Origin of the sequence: Pseudomonas kulmbachensis, from assembly GCF_963681935.1 — a bacterium.
Lineage (GTDB): Bacteria > Pseudomonadota > Gammaproteobacteria > Pseudomonadales > Pseudomonadaceae > Aquipseudomonas > Aquipseudomonas kulmbachensis.
In genome coordinates this window covers 1,569,927-1,584,978 of record NZ_OY817088.1, presented here as the reverse complement: position 1 = coordinate 1,584,978, position 15,052 = coordinate 1,569,927, and the positions used below count along the sequence as shown (strand labels likewise).

The following is a 15,052-nucleotide window of genomic DNA, read 5'->3' as shown; positions in this document are numbered from 1 at the left end:
AAGTAAGTGGGCTAGGCGATTGTGCGCCAGTCGAGCCCTGAATCTTGATCGGCCAGTTGCAGCCAGTCCGGGTCGCACCCAAGGGTGTCGACGAAACATTGCCGGGCCAGCTGCGGCAGGTTGTTCTTGCTGCTGAGGTGGGCCAGTACCAGGTGTTGCAGGTCTTGCCAGCCCAACTCGGCCACCAGGTTTGCGGCCTGATGGTTATTCAAATGTCCTTCCTGGCCGCCTACCCGCTGCTTGAGAAAAGCCGGGTAGTGACCACGGGCAAGCAGGTCGCGGCAATGGTTGGCCTCGATCATCAATGCATCCAGGTTGCTATAGCTGTCCAGCACACCAGCGCAGTACGAGCCCAGATCGGTCAGCAGGCCAAAGCGCCGCTTGCCGTCACTGAACACGTACTGGGTGGGTTCCTGAGCATCATGGGCAACCAGGGTCACACTGATGGTCAACGCCCCTATCTGCAACGTCTCGCCACCTGCCACGTAACCGGCAGGCTCCAAGGGTTTGCGCATCCCGCGCTGAGTACCGCGACTCATGTACACCGGCAAATTGTAGCGCCGAGACAGCAAACCCACGCCATGCACGTGATCGGCATGTTCGTGGGTTACCAGAATCGCGCTCAATTGGTGCGCGCTAACGCCCAACCGGGCCAGGCGTCGCTCGGTTTCTCGTAACGAGAAACCGCAATCGACCAGTACATAAGTGTTGTCGCTGGTTATCAGCGTGCCATTCCCTTGGCTACCACTGCCGAGAACGGCAAAACGCATAGAATCAGCCCAGGTTGTCTTGAATCACGCCCAACACTTTGCGCGCCACTTCTGGCGAGGCAACGGTGTTGATGTTTTCTTCGACAGTGACCTGCACGCTGTCACCGACCTTGCTCAGGCGAACCTGATAGCGCTGGGCACGGGCTTCAACTTCTTCCTTGTCCGGCTTGCTGCCGAAGAGGCCAGAGAAGAAACCAGGTTTCTCGTCCTTCTTCTCGGCTTTTTCGGCGAGGTTGATGTAGTACAGGCCCAAGGTGCGGTTGATGTCTTCAACGCGCCATTCGCCCTGCTCAAGCGCACGCCCAACACCTGACCAGGCACGGTCGAGGTCTTCGGTCAGGGTAAGTACCGGGTTGCCGCTGCCGTCTTCGCTCAGGGTGACGCGGGCCGGGGTGTCGAAATCACGCGCTGCAAGCAACGAGACCGAACCGCCCTTCTCGGCGCTGCGGCTCATGCTGATCAGCATTTCATCAACCAGAGCAGCATCCAGACCGGTGTTGACCGAGCGGTTGCCGAAATCGACATTCGCGGTGCTGTCCGCTGGACGGTTGGCACTGACGACGTAGATTTCGCTGGTGTTGCGCTGCACACCCGGCTCGATGCGCACCCGCAGGCGGGTCTCGCTGTCGGAGGCCAGGCCGCTGCTGCCCACGTGACGGGCCATCGGAGCCGAAAGCTCGTCAGCACGCTGCCAGGTTGTGGTGAACTCGCCGGTTTGCGGGCGTTGCTCGTCGATACGGAAACCGTTGTCCTGGAAGAACTGCATCGCTACCGGCCAGACTTCGGATGGAGAGCGTTGCGCCATTACCCAGCGGCTGTCACCGCTTTTTTGCAGGCTGTAGTCGCTGGCGCTGGCAGCAACCGTCAATGGTTGTGGCCGCGGCACGTCAAACTCGCCCGTAACGGTGTCGTCGGGTACGTTGCTCGGGATCGGCAACAGCGGCACAAGGCGCTTGTCTGTCTGGACACCCGCTGGCAATTGCATCGGGGCGGTTTGACGCGCCTCCAGATAATCACTGCCACGGTCACGGAAGTACCCGTCTTGACCCCACAGCCAACCGCAGCCGCTGGTGCTCGAAATAATCACGGCTAGTGCGGAAAGTCCGGCCAATCGCTTCATGCGTAGTGCTTCCTCAATTAAACCAAAACACCGGACTGGCGCATTGCCTGACGCAGCGGTTCGTGGCAAGGCTCGCTGAGCCAGGTGAGTGGCAGACGGATACCGTCCGACATCAAGCCCATCTCGCTCAGAGCCCATTTCACGGGGATAGGGTTGGATTCGATAAACAGGGTTTTATTGAGCGGCATCAGCTTTTCGTGGATCGCGCGGGCAGTGACGGCATCGCCACGCATCGCAGCGGCACACATTTCGCTCATGTCACGCGGGGCAACGTTGGCAGTTACCGAGATATTGCCCTTGCCGCCGAGCAGGATCAGCTCGACTGCGGTGGCGTCGTCGCCGGAGTACACCAGGAAGTCATCGCTCACACCTGCGAGGATGACCGGTACGCGCGTCAGGTCGCCGGTGGCTTCCTTGATACCGATGATGTTCGGCACGGTGGAAAGACGAATGACGGTGGCCGGCAGCATGTCGCAGGCGGTACGGCCCGGAACGTTGTAAAGGATCTGCGGGATATCGACTGCTTCAGCGATGGCCTTGAAGTGCTGATACAGGCCTTCCTGGGTCGGCTTGTTGTAATACGGCGTTACCAGCAGACATGCATCGGCGCCAGCGGCCTTTGCATTAGTGGTGAGTTCGATCGCTTCACGCGTCGAGTTGGCGCCCGTACCGGCAATCACCGGAATACGCCCTGCAACCTGTTTGACAACGTGACGAATCACTTCGATGTGTTCGTTCACATCCAGAGTTGCCGATTCACCTGTAGTGCCAACGGCAACAATGGCGTTGGTGCCCTCTTGCAGGTGAAAGTCCACCAGTTTGCTCAGAGCGTCCCAATCAAGACGACCTTGTGCATCCATAGGTGTGACCAGTGCCACCATACTGCCCGCAATCATGCAACCGCTCCTGCCGGAAAAAGAGAGCCGTAATGGTACTGGCGCCATGACCCTTGCACAAGCAACAGCGCGCCCGATGAGCATTCCCCTTAGCGTTGCTTTTCGCTACCCTTCAGGCTTTGATTGGTACTGATGTGCGTGCGGGTCTGTTTCACGGCCCTTCACCAGACGCTCAAAGCCCCGCCCAAACGCCGCCGAGCGCGGTTTGCAGAGCCTGCAAACCGTCTGTAATGGCGTGTTTTCGGGGTTCAGGCGTTTGAGAGGCAACTGAATATTCGACTCGCAGCCCATCGACCGTACTGACCGCTCATCGTTTTAGGAAGGCTGCATGTCCACCCCCACAGTCCGCGAACAATTCCTTGTCATCAGTGCCCTTGGCGCCAACCCAATGGAGCTGACTAACGTCCTGTGTCGCGCCAGCCATGAAAATCGCTGCGCCGTCGTGACCTCGCGCCTGACTCGCCACGGCGAATGCAGTGCGCTGGTCCTGGAAATCACCGGTAGCTGGGACGCCCTGGCGCGCCTTGAAGCAGGCTTGCCAGCGCTGGCCAAAAAACATGCGTTCAGCGTCAATGTTGTGCGCAGTGCCGCCCTTGAAATCCGCCCTCAAGCGCTGCCGTATGTCGCTTACGTGAGTTCGGCCTACCGCTCGGACATCATCAACGAGCTGTGCCAGTTTTTCATGGACCACCAGGTTGAACTGGAAAACCTGACATGCGACACCTATCTGGCCCCACAGACCGGCGGCACCATGCTCAATGCCACGTTCACCGTAACCTTGCCAGCTGGCGTACAAATCAGCTGGTTGCGTGATCAGTTCCTGGACTTCGCCGACGCGTTGAACCTGGACGCACTGATCGAACCGTGGCGCCCACAGAACCCGATGTAAGGAAACCGACTTAATGGCCGTTGCAATTGACCAACCCGTAGACGACTTCCAGATCCCTGCGACGAGTGAAAAAACCGTCAGCTTGTCGCAGCTCAAGGGCAAGCAGGTGGTGATTTACTTCTACCCCAAGGACAGCACACCGGGCTGCACCACCGAGGGCCAGGGCTTTCGCGACCATTACGCTGAGTTCCAGGCGGCCAATACTGAAGTGTTCGGCGTGTCCCGCGACAGCCTCAAGTCCCATGCAAACTTCAAGGCCAAGCAGGGTTTCCCGTTTGAGTTGCTGAGCGACAAGGACGAAGCCCTGTGCCAGCTGTTTGACGTGATCAAGCTGAAAAAGCTGTATGGCAAGGAATACATGGGCGTTGATCGCAGCACTTTCCTGATCGACAAGAATGGTGTGCTGCGCCATGAGTGGCGCGGGGTGAAAGTGCCAGGGCATGTCGAAGCCGTGCTGGAGCAGGCGAAGGCACTGAGCCGGATCTAAGAGCTCCGATCACTTTGTAGGCGCTGCCGAAGGGATACTTCAAGCGTGGGAGCGAGCCTGCTCGCGAAGAGCAATTCGCGAGCAGGCTCGCTCCCACAAGGGGCTTGACCCGCAACAGAGTATCTACAGTATTTGCTGTTACTGACGCACCAACCGCACATTCTGGAACTCGACCGCTTCGGTGCTGCGGTACGGGTTGATATCCAGCCCGCCACGGCGCACATAGCGCGCATACACAGTCAACTTCTCGGGTTTGAGCAAGCGCTGCAAGTCGAGAAAGATCCGCTCCACACATTGCTCATGGAAGTCCGAGTGCTGGCGAAAGCTCACCAGATACGCCAGCAGGCTGGCGTGATCCAGCGCCGCGCCACGGTATTGCACCACAACAGTGCCCCAATCCGGCTGGCTGGTGACCGGGCAGTTGGATTTAAGCAAATGGCTGTAAACGCTTTCTTCAACGACCCGCGAATCATCGCACTTGAGCAGCTCAGGACGCGGCTGCGCATAATCGCTGACCGTGATGTCCAGGTCATCAATGCACACACCCGGCAAAACGGCCACGCCATCAGCCTGAAACTCATCCAGACTTCGTACGCGCACGCTGACAGGTTTACCAGATGCAGCTGACAGATCAGCCTGTAATGTGGCCACAAGGCTTGGCGTATCGGCAAACACACTCTGATTCAGCGAGTTCAGGTACAACTTGAACGACTTGGATTCGACAATATTTGGCGAATCAGCGGCAAAGCAGAACTCGCCAATGGCCACCACCGGCTTGCCCGATGGCAACAGCCATGACAGTTCGAAGCAGGTCCAGAAATCCACCCCGACGTAAGGCAGGGTTTCGGCGCTCAGGCCCAGCTCTGCCCATTTCGCCGCACGCGGGATCGGGAACAGCAAGGACGGGGTATAGGTGCTGATGTATTCACTGGACTTGCCCAGCGGGGAATGTTCGGCGGCGGGATGCATGACAAAAAACCTGGCTAGAAAAACCCGGTAATTCTATCGGGTTTAAGCCAGGCTTTCAGCGTTCACTGACGACCAGGGCGTTTTAAGGCGCCACTTTTACCTTGCCGACCATACCCGCCTGGTAGTGACCGGGCACATTACAGGCAAATTCCAGGTTGTCGGCCTTGCTGAAAGTCCAGGTCAGTTCAGCGGTTTTACCCGGCTCCACCAGCACACTGTTAGGGTCGTCGTGCTTCATGCCGGGCATCTCCATCGAACCGTGGCCCATTGCCGAGTGATCCATGGCCCCGCGCCCCACGCCGGTCGGCGTGAGCATGCCGCTTTGCTGCATTTCGAGCATTTCCTTCTGGTGCGCCGCGTGCATCGCCGCATTGCCCAGGTTGAATTCGTGCAGCAACTGCCCATTATTAACCAGTACAAAACGTACGGTCTCACCGGCTTTCACCTCCAGTGACTTTGGCGTGAAAGCCATGTCGGTCATGTCCACCTCCACCGTACGCGTGGCACTGGCGGCTGGCGCAGGCTGGCCGAAATCATAATGGCCGGCAGGCGAGGCCATCACCGGCAAACCCAAAGCCAATAAACAGGCCGCGAGCGACAAACGGATACGTACGGTCATACTTGCTCCCAGAAACCAAAAGTCATATCACCACTTTAAAATCCCGGTACTGGCATTCAACTGACCGTAAGATTACAACTTTGTCAGCTTGACCCTACATAACGAGAGCCAAGGTATAAGGCTGAGGTTAATTTTTACGATGAGTCGACCATGAAACTGCTGATTGTCGAAGACCAGGTTAAAACCGGCCAGTACTTGCGTCAGGGCTTGAGCGAGGCCGGGTTCACCGCCGAACTGGCTGCCGACGGTATTACCGGGCAACACTTGGCACTGACCGGCGACTACTCGCTGCTGATTCTCGACGTCATGTTGCCCGGTCGCGATGGTTGGCAAATCCTGCAATCGGTACGCAGCGCAGGGCTGACCATGCCGGTGCTGTTCTTGACCGCGCGCGATGCCGTCGACGACCGCGTCCACGGGCTGGAACTGGGGGCCGACGACTATCTGGTCAAGCCGTTCGCGTTTTCCGAACTGCTGGCGCGGGTGCGCAGCCTGCTGCGTCGCGGCAGCAATACACCGCAGGAAACCAGCCTGCAACTGGCCGATCTGCGTCTGGACCTGATCCGCCGCCGCGCAGAACGCAACGGCCAGCGCATAGACCTCACCGCAAAGGAGTTCTCCCTGCTGGAACTGCTGCTGCGCCGCCAAGGCGAGGTGCTGCCCAAGTCCCTGATTGCCTCGCAGGTGTGGGACATGAACTTTGATAGTGACACCAACGTCATCGAAGTCGCGATCCGCCGCCTGCGCCTGAAAATCGACGACAGCCATGAGCAGAAGTTGATCCACACCGTCCGCGGCATGGGCTACGTACTCGAAGAGCGCAGCAGTTGATGCGCCGGCTGTCCCTGAGCAGCCGCCTGGCACTGTTGTTTGCAGGCTGCACTGCGGTGGTATCGCTGTTTGCCGGGGTGCTGTTCGGACGGGCCAGCGAAGTACATTTTGTCGAGCTCGATCAGCAACTGATGGAAAGCCGCCTCGCCGTCTTGCGCAGCACGCTGCAAGGAGCAGACACCCTGGAGCGCTTCACCCTGCGCCTGCCGGCACTGCAACAGGACCTGACCCACCAGCCGGATCTTGCAGTGCGGGTGCGCGGCCCGGACGGGCACCTGTGGTTTGACAGCTCACCGCGCCTGCCACTTGACCTTGAAACCCGGCCGGGCCTGGGCAGCCTGCAAATCAATGGCACCGATTACCGCGTGCTGGTGCCGCAGAACGACAACCCAAACGCCCCGCATCTGACGCTGTTGCTGGACATCACCCACCACCAGCACTTTCTGCAGCGCATGCAACGCCTGATCTGGATGACTGTCGGCCTCTCAGCGCTGGCTACGGCAATTCTCGGCGCCTGGGCAGCACGTAGCGGCCTGCGCCCCTTGCGTCGCATGAGCGCGATTGCAGCCAGTGTTTCGGCTGACTCGCTCAACGCCCGCTTGCCCCAGGAACAAATGCCCAGCGAACTGGCGGACCTGGCCACTGCCTTCAATGCCATGCTTGAACGGCTGGACGAATCATTTCAGCGATTGTCGGCGTTCTCCGCCGATATCGCGCATGAGTTGCGCACTCCGCTATCCAACTTGCTGACCCACACTCAAGTCACCCTGACCCGCCCACGGGGCATTGAAGAGTATCGCGAGGCACTGCACAGCAACCTCGAGGAACTGCAATGGATGGCCCAGCTGGTCAACGATATGTTGTATCTGGCCAAGGCCGACCATGGCTTGCTTACGCCGCGCCGCGAGCCGCTGGACCTCAGTCATGAAGTGGAGGCGCTGCTGGAATTTTATGCGCTATTGGCCGAAGACTCGCAGATAGGGCTGAGCCGCGAAGGCAGCGCGCACCTGGCAGGTGATCGAAGCATGCTGCGCCGCGCCCTCTCCAACCTGCTGGATAACGCACTGCGCTATACGCCAAACGGGGGTGCGATCAAGGTCCTGATTGGCCAATCAACGACCGGGGTACGCATCAGCATCGAGAACACTGGCGACGGGATACCCGCCGAGTTGCTACCGCGCCTGTTTGACCGGTTCTATCGGGCAGACCCGGCGCGCCGTGAAGGCAGTAGCGAGCATGCGGGGCTGGGGCTGGCGATCACCCAGTCGATCATTCGTGCCCATGGTGGGCAGATTCGCTGTGAGTCGCAGGAAGGGATCACACGGTTTGTAATTGAGTTGCCTGCCTGACCTTCTCGCGTGGGAGCGGGCTTGCTCGCGATACAGGCGCTGCGGTCTGTCATGCTAACCGCAGTGATCCAATCGCGAGCAAGCCCGCTCCCACACATAACGGCGAATCCAATCAGGAATAGCGCAGCGCATGGGCCGGCTGGATTTTGGCTGCACGGTACGCGGGGTACAGCGTGGCCAAAAAGCTCAGCACAAAGCCCGCGCCACAGATCAACGCCACATCACCGCCTTGCAACTCTGACGGCAGATTGCTGACGAAATACACGTCGGAACTGAAGATGTGCTGCCCGGAAACCCGCTCCATCCAACCCACCAGCTCACTGACATTCAACGCCGCAATCACCCCCAGCACGCCACCAATCAAGGTGCCGACGATGCCGATCACCGTACCCTGGACCATAAAAATCGCCATGATCTGGCGCGGTGTAGCGCCAATGGTGCGCAAAATTGCGATATCCGCGCCCTTGTCGTTCACCACCATGATCAGTGTGGCGATGATGTTAAACGCCGCCACGGCAACGATCATCAGCAGCAACAGACCAATCATGGTTTTTTCCATTTTCATGGCACTGAACAGACTGCCCTGGGTGTGGGTCCAGTCGTCCGCCTTGTAACCATCCCCCAGGCCCGCTGCCACCTGCTGCGAAACCTGCGGCGCCGCGTACAGGTCCTTGACCGCCAGGCGCACGCTTTGCACCTGATTCGGCTCCCAGTGTTGAATGGCAGCAGCATCGGCCATATGGATCAGGCCCATGGTGCCATCCAGCTCAGCCCCGACCTTGAAGATGCCCACCACGTTCAAACGCTGTAAACGCGGGGTGATCCCGCCCGGCGCAGTACTGGCCTCGGGCACGATCAAAGTGATCTTGTCACCGACCGCCAGGCGAAAACGCCGCGCTGTAATATCACCCAGCACCACACCGAACTCACCCGGTTTCAGGTCTTCGAGACTGCCCTGCGCAATATGCTGGGTCACGATCGACACCTTGCCTTCCTGAGCCGGGTCAATACCGCTGATCTGGATCGGCTGCATCAACCCCTTGAAGGACAGCATGCCGTCCAGCTCGGTGAAGGGCACAGCTGCCGTGACTTCAGGATTTTTCATCGCGGCATCGGCTACCGGGCGCCAGTCATCAATCGGTTTTACCCCAACGATGGTCGCGTGCGGCACCATACCGAGGATGCGATTACTCATTTCACGCTGAAAACCGTTCATCACCGACAACACCACGATCATCGCCAGCACGCCCAGGGCGAGGCCGATCATCGAGGTCATGGAGATAAACGAAACAAAACGATTGCGGCGCTTGGCGCGGGTATAGCGCGTGCCGATGAAAATCGATAACGGTCTGAACATTCGCGGGCACCGTATAAAAATTAAAGACCCGACACCTGCTGGCAGGCGCCGGGTTCTGGCCGATCAGATCGCGGTCAGGCAACCTTCCTGGAGGTGCAACACGCGGTCCATTTGGCGGGCCAGATTCATGTCGTGCGTCACCACCAGGAACGCAGTGCGCATCGACGTGCTGAGCTCCAGCATCAGATCCTGAATGCCTTGGGCGGTGTGCGAATCGAGGTTGCCGGTGGGCTCGTCGAGCATCACCAGCCCCGGCTTGTTGACCAGTGCTCGGGCAATTGCCACACGCTGGCGCTCGCCGCCCGACAGCTCCGACGGTTTGTGCTCCAGGCGATGGCCCAGACCTACCCGGGTCAACAATGCAGTGGCACGCTCACGCGCCTCGGGAATCGCCGTCTTGCCGATCAACAGCGGCATGCAGACGTTTTCCAGCGCAGTGAACTCGGGCAGCAAGTGGTGGAACTGGTAAACGAAACCCAACGAACGATTACGCAACAGGCCACGGGCCTTTTCGCCCAGCGCTGACAGCTCTTCACCGGCCAGCCAGACGCTGCCGGTAGTCGGGGTATCAAGGCCGCCGAGCATATTGAGCAGGGTACTTTTGCCCGAGCCCGAGGTGCCGACAATCGCTACCCGCTCACCGGGATGCAGCTCAAGCTGCAGGCCCGACAGTACAACCACTGATTCCGGGCCTTCCTCATAGGACTTGCCCAGGTTGCGGCAACTCAACACTGCTTGTTCTTTCATGCCCAACTCACTCATAACGAAGCGCCTGCGCAGGCTGGGTGCGCGCAGCACGCCAGGCCGGGTACAAGGTCGCGAGGAAACTCAGAACCAATGCCGCACCGCACACCATCAACACGTCCTGCGCCTGCAATTGCGACGGCAGGTAGTCGATGAAATACACGTCGGCATTGAGAAACTTGTGCCCGATCAGACCTTCCAGGGCCGAGATCGCGGCGCTGACATTAAGTGCGGCAAACATTCCGACCACAGCCCCGATCGCGGTTCCGACCACACCGATCACCGTGCCCTGCACCATAAAGGTCGCCATGATTGTGCCCGGCGTTGCACCCAGGGTGCGCAGGATGGCGATGTCACCTTTCTTGTCATTGACCACCATCACCAGCGTGGAAATGATGTTGAACGCGGCCACGGCCACAATCAGCAACAGCAGCAGGCCGATCATGGCTTTTTCCATGCGAATGGCCTGGTACAGATTGCCGTGGGTACGGGTCCAGTCACGGGCGTAATACTGGTTTTCACCCAACTGCTGGGCGATTTCCCATGCGGTGCGCGGGGCCTCGAACAGATCATCGAACTTGAGCCGCAGGCCCTGCACCTGATCGGGTTTCCAGCGCTGCAAACGCGCCAGATCCTGCAGGTTGGTGATACCTAGATAACCGTCAATCTCACCGGCGCCGACATGGAAAATGCCCTGCACGGTGAAGCGCTTCATGCGCGGGAACATGCCTGCCGGGGTCACGGTGACTTCCGGCGCAACAAAGGTCAGCTTGTCACCAACGGCCACGCCGAGTTTTTTCGCCGCCTTGTCGCCAATGATGATGCCGAAGCTGCCCGGAGTCAGCGAATCGAGCTGCCCCTGCTGCATAAACTGATCGATGATCGACACATTGCGCTCCTGCGCCGGGTCGATGGCATTGAGCAGTACCTTCTGCACATTGCCGTCATTGGTCAGCAAACCCTGCATCTGGGTGAACGGCGCAACCGCCTCCACCTTCGGGTTTTGCTTGACCTTGGCGGCCAGGCTTTGCCAGTCGCTGATCGGTTGATCGCCGACGATAGTCGCGTGGGGCACCATGCCCAGCACACGGGTGCGCATCTCATGATCGAAGCCGTTCATCACCGACAGCACCACAATCATCACGACCACGCCGAGGGCGAGTCCGATCATTGAAGTCAGAGAAATGAACGACACAAAATGATTGCGGCGCTTTGCACGGGTATAACGCGTGCCGATAAATAAAGAGAGAGGTCTGAACATGTCGGGGCTTGTTCGAGGGAAAAGAAGACGTCCTTGTGGCGGGGCCTGATAAGCAGCTTTACACTCAGACCACAGCCGCCATCACGGGTTCGCCATGTCGACATTAAATGACGCAGATCGCCGCGAATACTACCGTATCGAGGATCTGATCGCACTGGAAATAACCCCGCTGTCGGCCCCCGAAGCCGCGAGCAGCGAAGTGTTGCAGGATGCGTCGCCGTTGTTCAATTTACTCAGTGAGTTGCACCTGAGCGAATTCGAGTCCCAACACCTGCTGCGCCAGATCAGCGAGCGTGATCGTGCACTTTCCAGCTACCTTAAAACCCTGAATAAACGCGTCGAACTGCTCAGCCAGATCGTCGCACAAACCGTGCTGGGCAAAATCGGCGAGCCGCAGCCAGTACAGCTGTCCGAAGCCGGTATCGCGTTTCATCACCCGCACGCCTACCCGGCGGGCAGCCACCTGTCGATCAAGCTGGTATTGATGCCACAAGCCCTGGGTTTGCTACTGCGCGCCCGCGTCAGCGAATGCCTGGCACAGGGTGCCGGTTACAAAATAGACACTGAGTTTGAATCCATCACCGATACGCAACGCCAGCTGTTGGCGCGCTATATTTTGCAAAAACAGGCACAGGCACGCCGCCTGGCCCGCGAACAACACGAATCTGCGGCCGAGCAAGCACCGGGCCGTGAGCACTAATTACAAGGAGCAATTGTGACCCTGATTTATGGCCACCGCGGCGCCAAAGGCGAAGCACCGGAAAACACCCTTGCCAGCTTTGAGCAATGCCTCAAGCATGGCGTTCGTCGCTGTGAGCTCGACCTGCATCTGTCCAAGGATGGCGAGCTGATGGTAATCCACGACCCGACGCTCAAACGCACCACGGACCGGCGCGGCAAGGTGATCGAACAAACCGCTGCCGATCTGGTGACCTATGACGCACGCAAGGGCGGCCCGGGCTGGATGCATCCGTGCCCGATCCCGCGTCTTGAAGAACTGTTTGAGAAATGCAACTTCGAGCACTGGCAGCTGGAAGTCAAAAGCGCCTCACGCACCCGCGCAGCCACTACCGTGCTGGCGATTCGTGAAATGGCGGTACGTCACGGCATCCTGGACAAGGTCACCGTCACATCCAGTTCTCGCGAAGTGCTCAAGGCTGCGCTGGAGTTGACCCCGGATCTGTCACGCGGACTGGTAGCCGAATACGCCTGGCTCGACCCGATCAAGGTCGCCCAGAGCTATGGCTGCGAGATGTTGGCGCTGAACTGGACACTTTGCACGCCTGAACGCCTTGAGAAGGCACAGCGCCAGGGCTTGCATGTGTCGGTATGGACAGTCAACGAGCCTGCGCTGATGCGCAGGCTCGCCGACTTCGGCGTAGATAGCCTGATTACAGACTTTCCCGGTTTGGCCACTGCCACCCTTGGGAATGGCTGAAATCGGTCTCCCCGGCCGGCTCAGGCCACCGGCCGGAGCCGCTTAAAAAAGCCGGTTTAGACCATCGTAAGCAGCTACCCGATAGGCTTCAGCCATGGTCGGGTAGTTGAACGTGGTGTTAACGAAGTACTTCAAGGTATTGAGTTCACCCGGCTGGTTCATGATCGCCTGACCGATGTGCACAATCTCCGACGCCTGATAACCGAAGCAGTGAACGCCCAGCACTTGCAGGGTTTCACGGTGGAACAGGATTTTCAGCATGCCCTGAGGCTCACCGGCAATCTGCGCCCGCGCCATGCTCTTGAAGAACGCCTTGCCCACTTCATACGGCACCTTGGCCTGGGTCAGCTCTTGCTCATTCTTGCCGATCGAGCTGATCTCCGGAATGGTGTAGATCCCGGTTGGCACGTCATTGACGAAGCGCCAGCTGCCATTATCAACGATGCTGCCCGCCGCCGAACGCCCCTGGTCATGCGCGGCACTGGCCAGGCTTGGCCAGCCGATCACATCGCCTGCGGCATAGATGTTCGGCACTGTGGTGCGGTAATTCTCATCAACCGTAACCTGGCCACGGCCGTTGGCCTTGATGCCAATGTTTTCCAGGCCCAGCTGATCGGTATTGCCGGTACGGCCATTGCACCAGAGCAAGGCGTCGGCCTTGATCTTCTTGCCGGATTTGAGGTGCAGGATCACGCCGTTTTCAACGCCTTCAACCCGCTCGTACTCTTCGTTGTGGCGCACGGTGATGTTGTTGTTGCTGAAGTGGTAGCTCAGCGCTTGCGAGATCTCGGAGTCGAGGAAGCTCAGCAGTTGCTCGCGGTTATCCACCAGCTCAACCAAAACCCCCAGACCACTGAAGATCGACGCGTATTCACAACCGATCACGCCAGCACCGTAAACGATCAGCTTGCGCGGGGTGTGGCCCAGGCTGAGGATGGTGTCGCTATCGTAGATGCGCGAGTGGCTAAAATCGATATCGGCCGGGCGATATGGACGCGAGCCGGTAGCAACGATGACTTGCTTGGCCATCAAGGTTTCAACCACGCCATTGGCGCAGACCACTTCGATAGTTTGCTCGTCGGTAAAGCTGCCGGTGCCGAAGAACAGGTCGATACGGTTACGTGCGTAGTAGCCCGTGCGGGAAGCGACCTGCTTGGAGATAACTTTTTCTGCGCTTTTCAGTACGTCCGGGAACGAGAACCAGCGCGGCTCACCAATGGCCCGAAACATCGGATTGGTGTTGAACTGCATGATCTGGCGGACCGAGTGACGCAGGGCTTTGGACGGGATAGTGCCCAAGTGCGTGCAGTTGCCACCGACCTGACGTCGGCTATCGACCATCGCTACCTTGCGCCCTGCTTTTGCGGCGTTCATTGCCGCACCTTCTCCTGCCGGGCCGGAACCCAGTACCACTACGTCGTAGTTGTAGACAGCCATGCGTACTCCTCAGAACAGGCCGTGGCACCCTGTGGGCACCTGCGGCTAAATCATGTCGCGGCCAGCGCCATGAAGGATCAAAACGTGGGGCACAGTCTATAGAAGCCTGAACGCCGCGAACATTAACCCTTGGTCTGGTCGTTGGCTATTTTTGTATTCACTACATAGGCGATTGAGCTTCACTCTTGTGTAGCCGCTGCCGCGGGCTACATTTCAATCGATCAGAGCCACCCATCATGCGCCAGATGTTGATCGTACTTTTGCTGATCTACAGCACCACCGGCGTGGCCGCCGAGCCTGCTCGATTAAAAGAAGCCAATTTTCCAGATCACTGGACAGACGGCTCGCAAGTCATGGAACGCAAAGGCCAGATCGTACTGACGTATTTGTGGGCCGACATCTACGCCGCCGCCCTGTTCACCCAACCAGGCATCACCCCGCAACAGGCCTTTAACGAACAGCTCGACTTGCGCATTGAGCTGTTTTATCTGCGCGACCTGAATCACGGTGATATCACCAAAGCATCCGCCACTATCCTCAAGCGCCAGCAATCAGCAGCCATCCTGGCCAGTCTCGACGGCCCATTAAAAAAACTGCAAGCCAGCTTCGGCGACATCAAACGTGGCGACCGCTATGCCCTGGACTACGACCCGCAACGCGGATTGAACATCGAGCGCAATGGCGCGGTGATTTTCAACAGCCAGAATCAAGAACTGGCCAAGATCTACCTGGGGATCTGGCTCGCACCCGAAGGCCTGCCCGAAAACCTTCGCCTGAATTTATTAGCACAAAGCCCCTGACCCGCCCGTGTAGCAGCAACAAATGTTGCCTACAATTCTCGATACACATATTGTTACAAAACTGTTTTGCACCATGGCGCATGCC

The 15,052-nt window shown here is 58.7% G+C and carries 16 protein-coding genes; 7 read left to right on the top strand and 9 right to left on the bottom strand.

Features of this window, described 5'->3' with window-relative positions:
* Positions 1 to 11: 11 nt before the first annotated feature.
* From U5A05_RS07390 to dapA, 3 genes are read right to left on the bottom strand one after another with little or no spacing between them, the layout of a single operon-like run.
* On the bottom strand, positions 12 to 770 hold the full coding sequence (locus U5A05_RS07390; protein WP_321836034.1) for an MBL fold metallo-hydrolase: 759 nt from the start codon (positions 768 to 770) through the stop codon (positions 12 to 14).
* Between the two features lie 4 nt (positions 771 to 774).
* Entirely contained in the window at positions 775 to 1,890 is a 1,116-nt protein-coding gene (bamC, locus tag U5A05_RS07385; RefSeq protein WP_261741468.1) for an outer membrane protein assembly factor BamC, read from the bottom strand.
* 17 nt (positions 1,891 to 1,907) lie between these two features.
* Positions 1,908 to 2,786: a 4-hydroxy-tetrahydrodipicolinate synthase gene (gene dapA, locus U5A05_RS07380; protein WP_261741467.1), complete on the bottom strand. Its 879-nt coding sequence runs from the start codon at positions 2,784 to 2,786 to the stop codon at positions 1,908 to 1,910.
* Positions 2,787 to 3,114: 328 nt separating this feature from the next.
* Here dapA and U5A05_RS07375 point away from each other — a divergent pair, with 328 nt between their 5' ends.
* Positions 3,115 to 3,675 carry a glycine cleavage system transcriptional repressor gene (locus U5A05_RS07375; protein ID WP_261741466.1) on the top strand — a complete coding sequence of 187 codons (561 nt, stop codon included), beginning with the start codon at positions 3,115 to 3,117 and terminating at the stop codon, positions 3,673 to 3,675.
* A gap of 13 nt (positions 3,676 to 3,688) precedes the next feature.
* Positions 3,689 to 4,162 carry a peroxiredoxin gene (locus tag U5A05_RS07370; RefSeq protein ID WP_321836033.1) on the top strand — a complete coding sequence of 158 codons (474 nt, stop codon included), beginning with the start codon at positions 3,689 to 3,691 and terminating at the stop codon, positions 4,160 to 4,162.
* A gap of 138 nt (positions 4,163 to 4,300) precedes the next feature.
* On the opposite strand, the gene queF is transcribed toward U5A05_RS07370, so the two are convergent.
* Positions 4,301 to 5,131 (bottom strand): NADPH-dependent 7-cyano-7-deazaguanine reductase QueF, encoded by an 831-nt coding sequence (gene queF / locus U5A05_RS07365; protein ID WP_261741464.1) that lies wholly within the window; start codon positions 5,129 to 5,131, stop codon positions 4,301 to 4,303.
* 82 nt (positions 5,132 to 5,213) lie between these two features.
* Complete coding sequence (gene copI / locus U5A05_RS07360) at positions 5,214 to 5,750, bottom strand: copper-resistant cuproprotein CopI (protein ID WP_321836032.1); 537 nt, start codon at positions 5,748 to 5,750, stop codon at positions 5,214 to 5,216.
* 150 nt (positions 5,751 to 5,900) lie between these two features.
* On the opposite strand from copI, the gene U5A05_RS07355 reads away from it, so the two are divergent.
* Both U5A05_RS07355 and U5A05_RS07350 read left to right on the top strand, forming a co-directional pair.
* A complete protein-coding gene (locus tag U5A05_RS07355) occupies positions 5,901 to 6,581 on the top strand; it encodes a heavy metal response regulator transcription factor (protein ID WP_321836031.1) in 681 nt (226 codons plus the stop codon).
* Positions 6,581 to 7,930: a heavy metal sensor histidine kinase gene (locus tag U5A05_RS07350; RefSeq protein WP_321836030.1), complete on the top strand. Its 1,350-nt coding sequence runs from the start codon at positions 6,581 to 6,583 to the stop codon at positions 7,928 to 7,930. The genes U5A05_RS07355 and U5A05_RS07350 overlap by 1 nt, the downstream gene beginning before the upstream one ends.
* 112 nt (positions 7,931 to 8,042) lie before the next feature.
* Here U5A05_RS07350 and U5A05_RS07345 read toward each other — a convergent pair whose 3' ends face one another.
* From U5A05_RS07345 to U5A05_RS07335, 3 genes are all read right to left on the bottom strand, one after another.
* Positions 8,043 to 9,287 (bottom strand): lipoprotein-releasing ABC transporter permease subunit, encoded by a 1,245-nt coding sequence (locus U5A05_RS07345; RefSeq protein ID WP_261741460.1) that lies wholly within the window; start codon positions 9,285 to 9,287, stop codon positions 8,043 to 8,045.
* 63 nt (positions 9,288 to 9,350) lie between these two features.
* Positions 9,351 to 10,034, bottom strand: coding sequence for a lipoprotein-releasing ABC transporter ATP-binding protein LolD (gene lolD, locus U5A05_RS07340; RefSeq protein ID WP_261742393.1), 684 nt, complete (start codon positions 10,032 to 10,034; stop codon positions 9,351 to 9,353).
* A gap of 7 nt (positions 10,035 to 10,041) precedes the next feature.
* Positions 10,042 to 11,292: a lipoprotein-releasing ABC transporter permease subunit gene (locus tag U5A05_RS07335; RefSeq protein ID WP_261741459.1), complete on the bottom strand. Its 1,251-nt coding sequence runs from the start codon at positions 11,290 to 11,292 to the stop codon at positions 10,042 to 10,044.
* A 94-nt stretch (positions 11,293 to 11,386) separates the two neighbouring features.
* Between U5A05_RS07335 and U5A05_RS07330 the strand changes: the two genes are divergently transcribed.
* Together U5A05_RS07330 and U5A05_RS07325 are read left to right on the top strand one after the other, a co-directional pair.
* Positions 11,387 to 11,992: a PilZ domain-containing protein gene (locus U5A05_RS07330; RefSeq protein ID WP_261741458.1), complete on the top strand. Its 606-nt coding sequence runs from the start codon at positions 11,387 to 11,389 to the stop codon at positions 11,990 to 11,992.
* 15 nt (positions 11,993 to 12,007) lie between these two features.
* Positions 12,008 to 12,730 (top strand): glycerophosphodiester phosphodiesterase, encoded by a 723-nt coding sequence (locus U5A05_RS07325; protein ID WP_261741457.1) that lies wholly within the window; start codon positions 12,008 to 12,010, stop codon positions 12,728 to 12,730.
* Positions 12,731 to 12,772: 42 nt separating this feature from the next.
* On the opposite strand, the gene sthA is transcribed toward U5A05_RS07325, so the two are convergent.
* The gene (gene sthA, locus U5A05_RS07320; protein WP_261741456.1) at positions 12,773 to 14,167 is read right to left on the bottom strand and encodes a Si-specific NAD(P)(+) transhydrogenase; all 1,395 of its coding nucleotides are present in this window, start codon (positions 14,165 to 14,167) and stop codon (positions 12,773 to 12,775) included.
* A gap of 236 nt (positions 14,168 to 14,403) precedes the next feature.
* On the opposite strand from sthA, the gene U5A05_RS07315 reads away from it, so the two are divergent.
* A complete protein-coding gene (locus U5A05_RS07315) occupies positions 14,404 to 14,967 on the top strand; it encodes a chalcone isomerase family protein (RefSeq protein WP_321836029.1) in 564 nt (187 codons plus the stop codon).
* Positions 14,968 to 15,052: the final 85 nt, after the last annotated feature.